This window comes from Bradyrhizobium sp. JYMT SZCCT0180, from assembly GCF_018130165.1.
Taxonomy (GTDB): domain Bacteria; phylum Pseudomonadota; class Alphaproteobacteria; order Rhizobiales; family Xanthobacteraceae; genus Bradyrhizobium.
Genome location: NZ_JAFCLZ010000017.1, coordinates 1 through 15,153 on the forward strand (window position 1 = coordinate 1; position 15,153 = coordinate 15,153).

The window sequence follows — 15,153 nt, forward strand, 5'->3', positions numbered from 1 at the left end:
ACCCGGCCTTCCCTGCGCAATGGCTTTACGGCTTATGCCGTGATCTCCCCGGAGACGAGTTCTTGGTTGACTCCGTCGCTGCCGGTTCAGCTCGCGCTTCTCCGACAGCTTGACGCCGGCAACGGGCGCCAGGACCACACGGTTTTGCCGTACGCTTATCCACGCCGTCGTCAGGCGTGAACCAGCGTCCACCGCAACCCGTCCAACGTCCGTGACGACGGCCGACGCCCTTCTGACCAGGACGGGATGGGCAGATATATGCACCTGATTGTCGTTCTGGTAAACAGAAATATTTTTTAATTTGGGGCTTGACGCGAATTCCGTAAATCGGAATTGATTTGCCCGTCGGGTTGATTTGTCGCAGGGCGGTTGCGAGATTGCGCTTGTGTGAGAGGCGACGCAGACCGTAGGGCGGATTGAGCCGAAGGCGTAATCCGCCGATCAGAGCCACCAAACCACACGATCACAGTCGTTCGCTGAGCCGCTCCTCTTTCGGAAGCGCTCGCGCGAACCGCGTCTTGATCAGGCGCCAGCGCGTGGAGAAATCATGATCGCCCGGCGGCAGTTGCCAGATCGCATGCAGATGATCAGGCAGCACGACAAAGGCGTCGATCGTGAAGGGATGGTCGCGGCGGGTGATGGCGACGGCCTCGCGCAGGATCGCGACATGATCGACGAGCACGGTTTTCCGCCGCTCCAGCAGGTTGACGGTGAAGAACCAGCAGCCGCCCGGAATGAAGGCGCGACGATAATTCGGTATGGGAAGCAGCATAGCACATGCTATAGTTGTGGCACGGCCAAGATGGCGGATTACGCCTTCGGCTCCAATCCACCCTACGCGCTTTCATGGTATCCAACTTCTATGTTCAACTTTCACTTGCTGCTCGCCTTCACTCTTGCATCGCTGGTGCTGAACATCACTCCAGGTCCCGACATGATGTTGACGCTCACACGCGGCATGACCCAAGGCTTTAGAGCTGCCTTCATGAGCGTCTTGGGGACGTTCTTCGCCGGCTTCATCCAAATTCCGGTTGTCGTTCTGGGTCTCGCCGAAATTTTCCGGCATTCACCGGAACTGTTCTCCGCCGTGAGGTTGGTCGGCGCAGCCTACCTAGCCTACCTTGGCATCCGCGCTTTATGGCGCAGCATCCGCCTCGACCAGCATACGATGCGGGCGGCGCTGACAGGCGCACACCGAGCCGCCTTCATACAGGGCTTCACGACAAACCTTCTCAACCCGAAGGTTTTCCTGTTTATGACGGCGTTCCTGCCCCAATTCACTGATCCCGCTGTTGGTCCGGTCTGGCAACAATTATTCATTCTTGCAGTAGTCTCGAAGGCACTTGGCTTTGTCGTCTATGTCGGCTTCGCCGCTGGTGCTTCCAGCATTGGCGGGTGGCTTGCCCGCAATGCGTGGTTTGCCAAGCTGCAAGAAGGTATTCTTGGCGCTGTTATGTTGATGATTGCCGGATTTCTTTTCCTTGATCGTAGCGGCCCTGCGACCGCGCGCTAGTGTTCTGTCCCGGAAATTCACTGACAAAGTCGTGCGAATTTTTGGAGAATGGAGTCAGCAGTAGCGGTCCACATGAAGGGCTCTGAATTTGCGTTGTGAGTGCGAATGTAGCGGTCGGTGACTCCGTTTGATGTAATGGGAAGTTGCATGCTTCGCTGGGAAGGCCTGCAAAAATCCGTAGCAAGATACGCTGCAACAGCGGCGATGATGTTGATTTGCAGTGGCTCTCCGGGCGAGAGCGGTTCGAAAGTTCGCGCGGAGGCCGAACGGGCAGAGCGGGTCGGCGCCCATGACCGCGCAATTGAACTATATTCGACGGCATTCGGCGATGCCTCGATCTCCAATGCAGAACGTCGCGATATCCTCAAGCGAAGAGCGCGCCTGAATGAGCGCATCAATCAGATAGATCGTGCTCTCGGTGATTGGTCTGGTGCGATCAGTATCGAGCCCGTTGATCCTGTCCTCTACGCTTCGCGCGGCTTTCTCTTTTTGAGACTGCGTCGATATGACGATGCCCTGGCCGATTTTGCAAAGGGCACTGCGCTCGACGAAAAATCGGCAACGTACGCGTATGGCACGGGCCGCGTACACTCTGATCGCCAGCATTATGCCGAGGCGATCAGCTCCTACACGAAAGCGATCACGCTCGATGGGAATCATGCGACTGCCTATCTCTGGCGTGGTAAAGCTTATATTGCGCAGCACAGTTATCGCGATGCCCGATTGGATTTCGAGCGCGTGCTTGCGCTAAATCATCAGTTGCTTCCGAGCCAGCAGGGCAGGTTTTATCTTGGGTTGGGTTTTGTGAGGATGAAAACTAATGAATTTGCGCTTGCCCTAACCGATCTGGATAAGGGACTGGGGATTCTGCCCAACAACCTCAACGGTCTGCGTGCGCGCGCGTTCGTACTTGAGACTCTTGGCGACCGGAAGCGTGCGCTGAAAGATTACGACCGCATATTGGATTTAAAAGCAGACGATAGCTGGGCGTTGGAGCGACGCAGTCAGCTGCAGGTCCGCTAAACGCTCATCCGCACCAAGATTTTCGAACAAGCCCGTAGAGCGGATTGAGCCAAAGGCGTAATCCGCCGCACCGGTTACATCACCAACGGGGTCAGTGCTACCCTGCACCCCATATCGAATGATGTTCGCGGGCGAACAGCGATGGCCCGGGATGCTTGCCTAAAATGACGGAGTACGCCCTTCGGCTCCAATCCGCCCATCTACGGACTAGCGCCTCCGGCGACGTTCCGTTTTTCGCATCGCTCGGCCGTCATTGCGAGGAGCGAAGCGACGAAGCAATCCATTCCTCGGCTGGGTGCGCCATGGATTGCTTCGCTTTGCTCGCAATGACGCGGAGAGGCCGATACCTAATCAGGCTGTCACTCCGAGGCTCGCGTAGGCCCGTCGGGTGGATTGGAGCCCACTGGTCCGCCTACGCTCCTCCGTCACACCGTCCTGCCCTACCCGCCCCGCCCCCAGTTCCAGCCATTTCCAACGAGATTCGTATTGAACCCTTGGGCTTAGGCAAATTTTAAGTCGCACGGCGTAGGTTATCAGGGTGAGTTCAGTGGTTGAGAGTTTGTGAGTACGCCATGACAGAACCCCATCGCCCGAGGGTAAAATACGTCATCGGGCCTGACGGAAGTCCATTAACAATTGCGGACCTGCCCGCGCCCGGCACCAAGCGGTGGGTGATCCGCCGCAAGGCCGAAGTCGTTGCCGCGGTTCGCGGCGGCCTGCTCTCCCTCGAGGAGGCCTGCAGCCGCTACACGCTGACGGTGGACGAGTTCCTGTCCTGGCAGTTCTCCATCGACCAGCATGGCCTTGCAGGCTTGCGGACCACCCGCATCCAGCAATACCGGCAATAAACGCTCCAAACCGGAAGATTTGATGAAAACCGGCTTCGTTTTGCGAAGCTGGTTTTTTTCATGCCCAAACTTCTTCACCGGTTTTAACGGTCGTTAACCATATGGAAACCATCCCCTAGGCAATAATTGCCCAGTCGGTCCCCGGGTACGAATCTGGGCCGAACCCCTGGGGGCGGTTGGTGCAAAGTCTCGTTGCTTTCCTGAAAGGCCTGGGCGCGTCGCGGCTGATGGCGATGGTCGCCGTGACCGCCGCCCTGATTGGCTTCTTCGCGTTCGTCATCATGCGCGTCACGACGCCGCAGATGACCACCCTCTTCACCGACCTTTCGGCGGAAGACTCCTCCAGCATCATCAAGGACCTGGAGCGCCAGGCGATCCCCTTCGAAATGCGCAACGAAGGCGCCGTGATCATGGTGCCGAAGGACAAGGTGACGCGGCTGCGGATGAAGCTGGCCGAAGGCGGCCTGCCCAAGGGCGGCGGCGTCGGTTACGAGATCTTCGACAAATCGGACGCGCTCGGCACCACCAGCTTCGTCCAGAACATCAATCATCTGCGCGCGCTGGAGGGCGAACTCTCCCGCACCATCCGCGCCATCGACCGCATTCAGGCCGCCCGCGTCCATCTGGTGCTGCCGGAACGGCCGCTGTTCTCCCGCGAAATCCCGGAGCCGTCGGCGTCCATCGTGGTGCGGGTGCGCGGCAGCCTCGAGCCCCAGCAGATCCGCGCCATCCGCCACGTGGTCGCTTCCGCCGTCAACGGCCTGAAGCCGCAGCGGGTGTCGATCGTCGACGAGGGCGGCCGGCTGCTCGCCGACGGCGCCAGCAGCAATCCCGAGGGCGCCAGCGGCGACGAGCGCCGCACCGCCTTCGAGAAGCGGATGCGCAACGAGGTCGAGGCGATCGTCTCCTCGGTGGTCGGCCAGGGCCGCGCCCGCGTCCAGCTCACCGCCGATTTCGACTACAACAAGGTCACCCAGACCTCGGACAAGTTCGATCCCGAAGGCCGGGTGCTGCGCTCCAGCCAGTCCCGCGAGGAATCCTCGGCGACCGCCGGCGACACCGGCCAGGTCACGGTCAACAACGAACTGCCCGGCAACCAGACCAATGCCGGCGTCGCGGCGCGCGACCAGAGCAAGAAGAGCGAAGAAACCAACAATTACGAGATTTCCCGCGTCACCAAGACCGAAGTCACCGAGGCTGGCCGGGTCAACAAGATCTCGGTCGCGGTGCTGGTCGACGGCGCCTACACCAAGAACGAAAAAGGCGAGATGGTCTATTCCGATCGCAGCAAGGAAATGCTCGACCGCATCGCCACGCTGGTTCGCTCGGCGATCGGCTTCGACCAGAAGCGCGGCGACCAGGTCGAGGTCGTGAACCTGCGCTTTGCCGAAGCCCCGTCGGTGCCCCCGGTCGCCGAGCCGACCGGCCTGCTCGGCATGTTCCAGTTCACCAAGGATGACGTCATGTACGTCATCGAGCTTGGCGTCATGATGCTGCTCGGCCTCGTCGTGCTGTTCATGGTGATCCGCCCGCTGGTCAAGCGCATCCTGGCCGCCGAAGCCGTTCCCGCGCTGGCCGGCGGCGCCGCTCTGCCGGCGCTGGCCGACGGCACCGCCGAAGGCGCGCCCGGCCAGGCGCTGATTCCCGCCGGCGGCGCCGCCGCGCTGATCGACGTCGCCCAGGTTCAGGGCCAGGTCCACGCCCAGGCCGTGCACCGGGTCGGTGAACTCGCCGAACGAAATCCGAACGAGACCGCCTCCATTGTTCGTCAATGGCTGAGCGAAGGCGCTGAAGCGAGCTGACATGGCTGTACCTCAAACCACAAACGCCACCGATATCACCACCGTCATCTCGGCGCTGGCGAGCCGTCAGGCCTCGCGGCCGAAGGGCGAGAAGTTGAGCGGGCCGAAGCGCGCCGCGATCCTGATGCTGGCGCTGGGCGAACAATATGGCGGCAAGGTCTGGGCGCTGCTCGACGACGACGAGGTGCGCGAATTGTCGATCCACATGTCGACGCTCGGCACCGTCGAGGCCGACGTGGTCGAGGACCTGCTGCTGGAATTCGTCTCGCGGATGTCGGCCTCCGGCGCCCTGATGGGCACCTTCGACGCCACCGAACGGCTGCTGCAGCAATATCTGCCGACCGAGCGCGTCAGTGGCATCATGGACGAAATCCGCGGCCCCGCCGGCCGCAACATGTGGGAGAAACTCTCCAACGTGCAGGAAGAGGTGCTCGCCAACTACCTCAAGAACGAGTACCCGCAGACCATCGCCGTGGTGCTGTCGAAGCTGAAGCCGGAGCACGCCGCCCGCGTGCTGGCGATCCTGCCCGAGGATCTCGCACTCGACGTGGTCGGGCGCATGCTGAAGATGGAAGCGGTGCAGAAGGAAGTCATCGAGCGCGTCGAGCAGACGCTGCGGACCGAGTTCATGTCGAACCTGTCGCAGACCCGCCGCCGCGACGCCCACGAGGTGATGGCCGAAATCTTCAACAATTTCGACCGCCAGACCGAAACCCGCTTCATCACCTCGCTGGAAGAGGAAAACCGCGAATCCGCCGAGCGCATCAAGGCGCTGATGTTCACCTTCGACGATTTGATCAAGCTCGACTCCGCCTCGGCGCAGACGCTGATGCGCAACATCGACAAGGACAAGCTCGGCATTGCGCTGAAGAGCGCCAATGAGGAGGTCCGCAGCTTCTTCCTCGGCAACATGTCGTCCCGCGCCGGCAAGATGCTGCTCGACGACATGGCCGCGATGGGACCGGTGCGGCTGCGCGACGTCGACGAGGCGCAGGCGCTGCTCGTCAACCTCGCCAAGGACATGGCCGCCAAGGGTGAAATCACCTTGACCAAGAACCGCGCCGACGACGAGCTGGTGTACTGATGGCCGCGCCCGCAAAATTCCTGTTCGACATGGACTTCGGCGCGCCGGACAAGACGCGCGAGCGCCCCGCCACGCCGGCCGAGATCGCGCAGAAGATCGCCTCGGCGGAGGCCCGCGCCTATCGCGACGGCTACGAGGCCGCGCAGCGCGAGGCCAAGGCGGAAAGCGACCGCCGCGCCGCGCTGGCGCTGGAGGAGATCGGCATCGCGATCAAGGGCATCGCCTCGCGATTTGGCGGCATCGAAGCGCGGATGGAGACCGAGGCGGTCGACGTCGCGGTCGCGGTGGCCCGCAAGCTGTGCGGCGAACTGATCGCCGCCGAGCCGCTCGGCGAGATCACGGCACTGGTGGGCGATTGCTTCTCGCATCTGGTCGCGACGCCGCACCTCATGGTCCGCATCAACGATTCCCTTTATGAGGCGGCGCGCGTGCAGATCGAGCGGCAGGCCACGCAGAGCGGCTTCGAGGGCCGGCTGGTGATCCTGGCCGAACCGGGGATTGCAACCGGCGACTGCCGGATCGAATGGGCCGACGGCGGCGTGGTGCTGGAGCGCGCCGCCATCGAAGCCAAGATCAACGAACTTGTCGGGCGCTACATGGCGTCCCGCGATCAGGCCGGAAGGCCATGAGGACTGAACCATGAGCGACACCGACACACAGGTCCCGCTGCAAGACCTCAACGCGTCAGCCGCGGAGCCCGCGGACGATCTGGCCTACAATGAAGACGAACAGGCCTCGCGCATCGCGGCCGACCTGGAGGCCGTGTTCGACGTGCCGGTGCAGGTCTCGGCGGTGCTCGGCCGCTCCAAGATGGACGTCGGCGAGCTGCTCAAGCTCGGCCCCGGCACCGTGCTCGAACTCGACCGCCGCGTCGGTGAAGCGATCGACATCTACGTCAACAACCGGCTGGTGGCGCGCGGCGAAGTGGTGCTGGTGGAAGACAAGCTCGGCGTCACCATGACGGAAATCATCAAGGCGGAACGCAACTAAACAACGGCACGCGCACAAGCTGCGCGAACAGACGAACAGGAGACTATGATGCGGCTTCTCATCGTTGGCACATTGAAGGGCCAGCTCACCACGGCCACCAAGATCGCGATGGACAACGGCGCTTCGGTGACCCACGCCGAGACGATCGAACAGGCGATGGCGGTGCTGCGCGGCGGCAAGGGCGCCGACCTGATGCTGGTCGACGTCGCGCTCGATATCCGCGACCTGGTGATGCGGCTCGAGGCCGAACACATCCATGTGCCGATCGTGGCCTGCGGCATCTCCAACGACGCCCGCGCCGCGGTCGCCGCGATCCACGCCGGCGCCAAGGAATACATCCCGCTGCCGCCCGATCCGGAACTGATCGCCGCCGTGCTCGCCGCCGTCGCCAACGATTCCCGCGACCTGATCTATCGCGACGAGGCGATGGGCAAGGTCGTCAAGCTGGCGCAGCAGATCGCGGGCTCCGACGCCTCGGTCATGATCACCGGCGAATCCGGCACCGGCAAGGAAGTGCTGGCACGCTACGTCCACACCCGCTCGGCCCGCGCCAAGCGGCCGTTCATCTCGATCAACTGCGCGGCGATCCCCGAGCACCTGCTTGAATCCGAACTGTTCGGCCACGAAAAGGGCGCCTTCACCGGCGCCGTGGCGCGGCGCATCGGCAAGTTCGAGGAAGCCACCGGCGGCACGCTGCTGCTCGACGAAATCTCCGAGATGGACGTGCGGCTGCAATCGAAATTGCTGCGCGCGATTCAGGAGCGCGTGATCGACCGCGTCGGCGGCACCAAGCCGGTCCCGGTCGACATCCGCATCATCGCGACCTCGAACCGCAATCTGGCCGACGCCGTCCGCGAAGGCACCTTCCGCGAGGACCTGCTGTTCCGGCTCAACGTCGTCAATCTGAAGATCCCGGCGCTGCGCGACCGGCCGGCGGATATCATCGAACTGGCGCACCACTTTGCGAAGAAATATTCCGAAGCCAACGGCGTGCCGCTGCGCCCGATCTCCAGCGAGGCGCGCCGGGTGCTGACCGCCAACCGCTGGCAGGGCAACGTCCGCGAGCTCGAAAACACCATGCACCGCTCGGTGCTGATGGCGCAGGGCGACGAAATCGGCGCCGATGCGATCCTGACCCCGGACGGCGACCGCCTCGACCTTGCCAAGACCGCGCCGGCCGTGGCCCACGCCACCTTCGCCGCCGAACAGGTCACGCGCGCGCTGGTCGGCCGCACGGTTGCCGACGTCGAACGCGACCTGATCCTGGAGACGCTCAAGCATTGCCTCGGCAACCGCACCCACGCGGCCAACATCCTCGGCATCTCGATCCGCACGCTGCGCAACAAGCTGAATGAATATGCCGACGGCGGAATACCGATCACGCCGGCCGGCGCCGGCGACTATCAGCGCTTTGCGGCGGCGGGGTGAGCGAAGCGCACTCACCGTCATTGCGAGCGAAGCGAAGCAATCGATCTATCCGGTTTGCCGAAATATGGATTGCTTCGCTACGCTCGCAATGACGTCAGAACAACCGGGTCCCGCTCCGAATAACTCGGTGCGTCCGGCTTGCGGAAGATGTGGATGGGATCGCCGGGCTGCAGATCGCGGCCGGTGAAGACCGCATAGGCGTAAAGCGCGAGATAGCCGATCGCAAGCGCGCCGACGCCGTAGAAAGCCCAGGTCGCGATACGTTTCATCGGATCACCACACTGCATTGGGCGGGGCGCGCGACGCCGCGCCGGAGAAACCACCGCAGCGACAAAACAGTTTCAAGAAGCCTGCGTTCCAAGGCGCGCGCTCATTCCTTAAGCATCGGAAGTGAGCGTTTTAGTCCGTGCGCCCGCTGAACGCCACGGCAACAAACACCCTTCGCGCCCCGTCACCGGATTTTCACATTTCCCGAACCGTGATTCCATTTGCCTCACTCAACCTTTTGTTGCTAGGATTTATCAAACAACGGGAGAGCGATTATGGCCTTGTATGCGCAGACGACCGGGACTCAGTCGACCAACTCCGCTACTTTCGTACCCATTCCTGGCCTCAGCCTCACGATTCCCGAAGGCGTCGGCACCTCTGCGCTGATCATCCTGAATCTGCCGATGCCGTACGCACAGGGCAACAACTACCCCGGCGCAACCGTCGGAATTACCGTGAACGGTACCGCGTTGGGCGTTGCGGCAAGCTTCACCTACAACGAACAGGAACCGTCGAGCACCGGTCGCGTGCCCACCACGCTGGTCGTCAGCGTGCCGCTGGCAGGTGCGCCGCAGACTATCGCCGGGGTTTGGTACGGTGTGCGCGGCAGCACCGTCATCATCGACAGCCCGGCAACGCTCAGCGCGATTCTTACCTGAAACGCGCGGGAACGCTGACCTCCGCCAGCCTGACTGCGTCCTCGTCGCGATCGATCGCAACATACTGGCCCTGCCAATAGGCCAGCGCCGCGGTGCGGGTCGAGAGCTGCAGGTCCAGCACGCGGCCGATCAGAATCGCATGGGAATGCCGCTCGACGATTTCCTCCACCTCACACTCGATCGCGGCAAGCGCGCCCACCAGCAGCGGCACGCCTGAAGCGCGCGTCGTCCACTCGGCGCCGGCAAACCGCTCGGCGCCCTTGAGCCCGTCCTTGCCGGCAAAGCGCTCGGCGACGTCGATCTGGTCAGACGTCAGGATATTGACGCCGAAGAAGCCGTATCGCTGCACGAGCGGCCACGAGGACGCGTTCCGGTTGACGCTGACGATCAGTGCCGGCGGATCGACCGACAGCGACGACACCGAGGTCACCGTCATCCCCGAAATATCCTTGCCGCGCCCCGCCGTGATGACGCTCACGCCGCCCGTCAACTGACGCATGGCGCCGCGGAAATCGTCTTGAGAAACCGCGCGGGAAACCTCTTGGGAAACCTCTTCGGAAACCTGACGGTCGATCGCGATATGCCGGACAACGGAGTTCATGATGGCCTCACAGGTCGGAAGTGTCCTCGGTGCCTTGCAGCAGGTTCTTCAGGATCGAGCCTTCCAGCGCGGCCAGCTCCGCCGAACCCCGACGCCTTGGGCGCGGGATATTGACGTCGATGTCATGCGCGATGCGGCCGTCCTCAATCACCAGAACGCGGTCGGCCAGTGCCACGGCCTCGGCGACGTCATGCGTCACCAGGATCGCGGTGAACCCCTGATCCTGCCAGACCCGCTCCAGCAGCCGCTGCATCGAGATCCGCGTCAATGCGTCAAGCGCGCCGAGCGGCTCGTCAAAAGCCAGCACGCGCGGGCGGCTGACCAGGGCCCGCGCCAGCGCCACGCGCTGCTTTTGCCCGCCGGAGAGAACCGCCGGCCATTGCGCCCGCTTGTCGTCAAGGCCGACTTCGACCAGCGCGCTGTCGGCGCGGGCCTGCGCGTCCGGCGAGGTCCGCTCGCGGCCGAGGCCGACCTCGACGTTCGACAGCACCCGGGCCCAGGGCAGCAACCGCGGCTCCTGAAACATCACGCGGACGTCTTCCGCGCGCGTTTCCTCGCCAAAACTGATGGTACCGGCCGTAATCGTTTCAAGGCCCGCGATCAGCCGCAGCAGCGTACTCTTGCCGCAACCGCTGCGGCCGACGATGGCGACGGACTGCCCCGCCGGAATGTGCAGGTCGATGCCGCGCAGCACCTCGTTGTCGCCGAACGATTTGCGCAATCCCCGGATCGTCAGCGAAAGCCCGCGCGTTGGAGCTTCCGCACCACGTCGCACCTGACGCGCCTGTTCGATGAACTCGGCGCGGTCCACAACCTCGGCGTCCGCGGCACGAAAACGAAGAGCTTCTTGCATTGTAATCCTCAAGTTTCTCGCCTCAATGTTTCTGGAAGGCCGGATGCCAGGACAGCGTCAGCCGCTCCAGCGCGCGTGAAGCGCTGTCGGCAAGCTTGCCAAGCAGCGCGTAGATCAGGATGGAGAGCACCACGACGTCGATCAGCATGAATTCGCGCGCCTGCATCGCCATGTAGCCGAGGCCGGACGACGCCGCGATGGTTTCAGCCACGATCAGGGTCAGCCACATGATGCCGAGCGCAAAGCGCAGGCCGACGAAGATCGACGGCAACGCGCCCGGAAAGATCACCCGGCGAAACAATTCGCCGTCGGTCATGCCGTAGATGCGGCCCATCTCGATCAGCTGCGGATCGACGGTGCGGATGCCGTGCAGCGTGTTGAGGTAGATCGGAAAGAACACGCCGAGCGCGACCAGGAACAGTTTTGCCGATTCATCGATGCCGAACCACAGGATGACCAGCGGGATCAGCGCCAGATGCGGAATGTTGCGCACCATCTGCAACGTCGTGTCGGTCAATTTGCTCGATAGCTGCGACAGGCCGTTGGCGAGACCGAAGGTAAAGCCGATACTGCCGCCGATCAGGAAGCCGACGCTGGCGCGCCAGAAACTGACCCAGATATTGCGCACCAGTTCACCTGACAGCAGCAGCTTCCATCCCGCCAGCGCCACATCGCTCGGCGCCGGCAACACCCGCGCCGAGACGAAGCCGGTGACGCAAGCCACCTGCCAGAGCAGGATGATCGCAAGCGGCACGATCCATGGAATGAGGCCGTCGGCCCGCGGAAAGCGCAGGCGTCGGACGCGCGGAAGACTTTCGATCAGACTCATGATTGCGATGCCTTGACGAGGGGACGATGTTCGTTGGCGATGGTCTCGCCAAACGGGCCGGTGTTGACGCGGATCTGCGTCACATTGTTCGGCTGCTTCAGCGACAGCAGCGGAAACACCAATTCGGCGAAGCGATAGGCTTCCTCCAGATGGGGATAGCCCGACATGATGAAGGTATCGATGCCGACATCCTGGTATTCGCGGATCCGCGCCGCGACGGTCTGGGGATCGCCAACCAATGCCGTCCCTGCCCCGCCGCGTACCAGACCGACACCGGCCCAGAGGTTGGGGCTGATCTCGAGCTTGTCGCGCCTGCCGCCATGCAGCTGCGCCATGCGCTGCTGGCCGACCGAGTCCATTCGGGAAAATATCTTCTGCGCCGAGGCGACGGTTTCGTCGGTCACGTGCTGGATCAGCTCATCCGCCGCCTTCCAGGCTTCCGCATTGGTCTCGCGAACGATCACATGCAGGCGGATACCGAACGAGAGTTTTCGCCCGCGCGCGTCCGCGACCGCTTTCACGCGATTGATCTTGTCGGCCACCTGCGCCGGCGGTTCGCCCCAGGTCAGATATTTGTCGACGGTGTCGACCGCGACATCGATGCCGGCGTCCGACGATCCACCGAAGTAAAGCGGCGGCCGCGGCGCCTGCACCGGCGGAAACAGCAGGCGGCCATCCTCGATGCGGATGTGCTTGCCTTCGACATTGACGGTCTTGCCCGCGAGCAGGTCGCTATAAACGTTGAGGAACTCGCGCGTCACCGCATAACGCGCGTCATGATCGAGGAATATCCCGTCGCCCTTGTTCTCGACGGGGTCGCCGCCGGTGACGACGTTGACCAGCAGCCGCCCGTTCGACAACCGGTCGAGCGTCGCGGTCATTCGCGCGGCAACGCTCGGCGATTGCAGGCCGGGCCGCACCGCTACCAGATAGCGCAGCCGCTCGGTCCAGGGCGCGACGGCTGACGCCACCACCCAGGAATCTTCGCAGCTTCGCCCGGTCGGCAGCAGCACGCCGTAATAGCCGAGCTGGTCCGCAGCCTGCGCGATCTGGCGCAGGTAATTGAAGTTCACTTCCCGCCCGCCGGTGGTGGTGCCGAGATAGCGGCCGTCGCCATGGGTCGGCAGGAACCAGAGGATATTGGCGTTCGATTGGTTACTCATGAACCCGGCCTCCGCGCCGCGTCGGAAATTTTGATCTGTTTGGGAATGAGGCCGAGCGCGAAGAAGGTATCGGCAACCTGGTGCTGGTCGACGATCACGCTGTCGGTGATCGGCTTGATGCCGTAGGACTGCCGTTTCAACGCGACTTCGACGACCGGGACCGGAAGACCGATTGCCGGCGCCAGCTGTTCGGCGACGGTGTGAATGTCGCCCTTGGCCCAATCGTCGACTTCGCTGAGTTGGGCCAACACGAGATCGACGATGCCAGGGTCGGCGCCAATGAACTTCTTCGAGGCGAAGTAGAACTGATAGTTCGACACGATGCCGGCGCCGTCGGCGAGCGTCCGCGCGCCGGTGGCGGCTTCAGCGGCGGCCTGGAACGGATCCCAGATCACCCAGGCATCAACCGCGCCGCGCTCGAACGCCGCGCGCGCATCCGCCGGCGCGAGAAACACCGGCTCAATCTCGGAATATTTGACGCCGGCTTTCTCCAGCGCCTTCACCAGCAGATAGTGGACGTTGGAGCCTTTGTTCAGCGCCACCTTCTTGCCTCTGAGATCCGCGACCGAAGCGATCTTGCTGTCCTTCGGCACCAGGATGGCTTCGCCCTTCGGCGCCGGGGGCTCATAGGCGACATACTGGATCGGCGCGCCCGCGGCCTGCGCGAAGATTGGCGGCGCTTCGCCGGTGTTGCCGAAATCAATGGCGCCGACATTGAGCGCCTCGAGCAGCGGCGGCCCGGAGGGAAACTCGGTCCATACCACCTGATAACCCGCGGCCTTCAGCTTGCCTTCGAGCGTGCCCTTGCTCTTGAGCAGCACCAGCTTGCCGTACTTCTGGAAGCCGATGCGGACGACCTTGTCCTGGCCGTAGCTGAGGCCAACCGTCGAGCCGACGATGGCGAGAGACAGCATGGCGCTCGCGATCAGGCGTTTGATGAAACGCTTCATGATGAAATCCTCTGCGTTGAATGGAATGGCTTTTCTCGAATTCAGCTCTGGGTATGGCGCCAGACGATGTCGCGAACCACGACCGGCTTCGGGATCAGGCCGAGCTTGAAGAAGCGATCGGCGACGGCCTGCTGGGTCTCGATGATCGCGTCCGTCACCGGGCCGATCGCGAACGAGGCGCGGTTGGCCGCGACGGTCTGGACTTCCAGCGGGACGCCGGTCACGGCGGCCAGCGCAGTTGCCACGGCGTCGCGATTTCCTTCCGCCCAGCGGGCGGCTTCCGCCAGGCCGGCGATGATGTCGCGGGTGTGCTGGACGTTGGTGTTTGCGAAATCGCGGTTGGCGAGATAGAACGAATTGGCCTTGGCGACCTCGTAGGCGTTGATCAGGATCCGGCCGTTCTGCTTTTTCTCGCCGATCGCAAAATATGGATCCCAGATCGCCCAGGCTTCGATGCTGCCATTGGCGAATGCCGGCCCGGCATCGGGCGGCGACAGATAGACCGGCGTGATATCGGCGTAGGTGAGGCCGGCCTTTTCCAGTGTCGCGATCAGAACGTTATGCGCGCTGGTGCCCTTGGCGAATCCGATCCGCTTGCCTTTCAGATCGGCAATCGTGCGTATGCCGGAGCTGGCGGGAACCAGAATGCCCTGCCCGTTGGTGATCGGCGATCCCGCGACATAGACGATGTTCGCATTCGCAGCCTGGGCAAAGATCGGCGGGGCGTCGCCGACCGCGCCAAGATCGACACTGCCGGTGCTCATGGCCTCCAGCAACGGCGGACCCGACGTGAATTCGATCCATTTGACGGAAATTTGTTTCGCTGCGAAGTGCTTTTCCAGAATAGCCTGCTGGCGTGCGATCACGAGCACGCCGGTCTTCTGATAGCCGATGCGGATTTCCTTGACCGGCGCCTGCGCCCGCGCACCTGGCGACAGCGCGACAACGGCACCGGCAACCGACAATCCGAGAAACTCCCGACGCTTCATCACATTCTCCTGAACGATCATGCTCGCGAAATTGCGCGATCATGCGATGGCAGGGATGATGGTGCTGGGCGCGGGAGGTGTCGAGTGCTCTGCAAAAATAGCAATGACGGCACTGCCAAGCCGTCGCGCGACGACGCGTTTATTGCCGAAACAC

The 15,153-nt window shown here is 63.0% G+C and carries 16 protein-coding genes and 2 pseudogenes; 10 read left to right on the forward strand and 8 right to left on the reverse strand.

All coding sequences use genetic code 11. From position 1 onward, the window contains the following. A pseudogene (locus JQ641_RS24035) lies at positions 1 to 180 on the forward strand (hypothetical protein); the annotation flags it as partial. 295 nt (positions 181 to 475) lie between these two features. Here the strand turns inward: JQ641_RS24035 and JQ641_RS24040 are convergent. Beyond that, positions 476 to 760 (reverse strand): annotated as a pseudogene (locus JQ641_RS24040) (REP-associated tyrosine transposase); the annotation flags it as partial. 42 nt (positions 761 to 802) lie between these two features. Between JQ641_RS24040 and JQ641_RS24045 the strand changes: the two are divergent. From JQ641_RS24045 to flbD, 8 genes are all read left to right on the forward strand, one after another. After that, positions 803 to 1,513 carry a LysE family translocator gene (locus JQ641_RS24045; RefSeq protein ID WP_211998379.1) on the forward strand — a complete coding sequence of 237 codons (711 nt, stop codon included), beginning with the start codon at positions 803 to 805 and terminating at the stop codon, positions 1,511 to 1,513. Between the two features lie 147 nt (positions 1,514 to 1,660). Then, on the forward strand, positions 1,661 to 2,536 hold the full coding sequence (locus JQ641_RS24050) for a tetratricopeptide repeat protein (RefSeq protein ID WP_211998380.1): 876 nt from the start codon (positions 1,661 to 1,663) through the stop codon (positions 2,534 to 2,536). Between the two features lie 572 nt (positions 2,537 to 3,108). Next, positions 3,109 to 3,384, forward strand: a complete 276-nt coding sequence (gene sciP, locus JQ641_RS24055; protein WP_002714638.1) for a CtrA inhibitor SciP — start codon at positions 3,109 to 3,111, stop codon at positions 3,382 to 3,384. A gap of 179 nt (positions 3,385 to 3,563) precedes the next feature. Further along, the gene (fliF, locus tag JQ641_RS24060) at positions 3,564 to 5,186 is read left to right on the forward strand and encodes a flagellar basal-body MS-ring/collar protein FliF (RefSeq protein ID WP_211998381.1); all 1,623 of its coding nucleotides are present in this window, start codon (positions 3,564 to 3,566) and stop codon (positions 5,184 to 5,186) included. A 1-nt stretch (position 5,187) separates the two neighbouring features. Then, the gene (gene fliG, locus JQ641_RS24065) at positions 5,188 to 6,270 is read left to right on the forward strand and encodes a flagellar motor switch protein FliG (RefSeq protein WP_211998382.1); all 1,083 of its coding nucleotides are present in this window, start codon (positions 5,188 to 5,190) and stop codon (positions 6,268 to 6,270) included. Beyond that, positions 6,270 to 6,899 carry a FliH/SctL family protein gene (locus tag JQ641_RS24070; RefSeq protein ID WP_211998383.1) on the forward strand — a complete coding sequence of 210 codons (630 nt, stop codon included), beginning with the start codon at positions 6,270 to 6,272 and terminating at the stop codon, positions 6,897 to 6,899. The genes fliG and JQ641_RS24070 overlap by 1 nt, the downstream gene beginning before the upstream one ends. A 10-nt stretch (positions 6,900 to 6,909) precedes the next feature. Beyond that, entirely contained in the window at positions 6,910 to 7,260 is a 351-nt protein-coding gene (fliN, locus tag JQ641_RS24075; protein WP_192737547.1) for a flagellar motor switch protein FliN, read from the forward strand. A 48-nt stretch (positions 7,261 to 7,308) separates the two neighbouring features. Then, on the forward strand, positions 7,309 to 8,688 hold the full coding sequence (flbD, locus tag JQ641_RS24080; RefSeq protein WP_211998384.1) for a sigma-54-dependent transcriptional regulator FlbD: 1,380 nt from the start codon (positions 7,309 to 7,311) through the stop codon (positions 8,686 to 8,688). Between the two features lie 77 nt (positions 8,689 to 8,765). Here the strand turns inward: flbD and JQ641_RS24085 are convergent, their stop codons facing one another. Beyond that, complete coding sequence (locus JQ641_RS24085) at positions 8,766 to 8,957, reverse strand: hypothetical protein (RefSeq protein ID WP_211998385.1); 192 nt, start codon at positions 8,955 to 8,957, stop codon at positions 8,766 to 8,768. A 273-nt stretch (positions 8,958 to 9,230) separates the two neighbouring features. Between JQ641_RS24085 and JQ641_RS24090 the strand changes: the two genes are divergently transcribed. Further along, positions 9,231 to 9,614 (forward strand): hypothetical protein, encoded by a 384-nt coding sequence (locus tag JQ641_RS24090; protein ID WP_211998386.1) that lies wholly within the window; start codon positions 9,231 to 9,233, stop codon positions 9,612 to 9,614. Here the strand turns inward: JQ641_RS24090 and JQ641_RS24095 are convergent. Genes JQ641_RS24095 through JQ641_RS24120 form a run of 6 tightly spaced genes read right to left on the reverse strand, consistent with a single transcriptional unit; the run spans position 9,607 to position 14,999 of the window. Continuing rightward, entirely contained in the window at positions 9,607 to 10,215 is a 609-nt protein-coding gene (locus JQ641_RS24095) for a flavin reductase family protein (RefSeq protein WP_211998387.1), read from the reverse strand. The two genes, JQ641_RS24090 and JQ641_RS24095, sit on opposite strands and share 8 nt — an antisense overlap. Before the next feature lie 7 nt (positions 10,216 to 10,222). Then, complete coding sequence (locus tag JQ641_RS24100; protein WP_211998388.1) at positions 10,223 to 11,068, reverse strand: ATP-binding cassette domain-containing protein; 846 nt, start codon at positions 11,066 to 11,068, stop codon at positions 10,223 to 10,225. A 22-nt stretch (positions 11,069 to 11,090) separates the two neighbouring features. Next, the gene (locus tag JQ641_RS24105; RefSeq protein ID WP_211998389.1) at positions 11,091 to 11,897 is read right to left on the reverse strand and encodes an ABC transporter permease subunit; all 807 of its coding nucleotides are present in this window, start codon (positions 11,895 to 11,897) and stop codon (positions 11,091 to 11,093) included. Further along, entirely contained in the window at positions 11,894 to 13,060 is a 1,167-nt protein-coding gene (gene ssuD / locus JQ641_RS24110) for an FMNH2-dependent alkanesulfonate monooxygenase (protein WP_211998390.1), read from the reverse strand. Before ssuD ends, JQ641_RS24105 begins: the two co-directional genes overlap by 4 nt. Next, positions 13,057 to 14,010 (reverse strand): sulfonate ABC transporter substrate-binding protein, encoded by a 954-nt coding sequence (locus JQ641_RS24115; RefSeq protein ID WP_211998391.1) that lies wholly within the window; start codon positions 14,008 to 14,010, stop codon positions 13,057 to 13,059. The genes ssuD and JQ641_RS24115 overlap by 4 nt, the downstream gene beginning before the upstream one ends. 41 nt (positions 14,011 to 14,051) lie before the next feature. Beyond that, a complete protein-coding gene (locus JQ641_RS24120; RefSeq protein ID WP_211998392.1) occupies positions 14,052 to 14,999 on the reverse strand; it encodes an aliphatic sulfonate ABC transporter substrate-binding protein in 948 nt (315 codons plus the stop codon). Between the last annotated feature and the right edge of the window lie 154 nt (positions 15,000 to 15,153).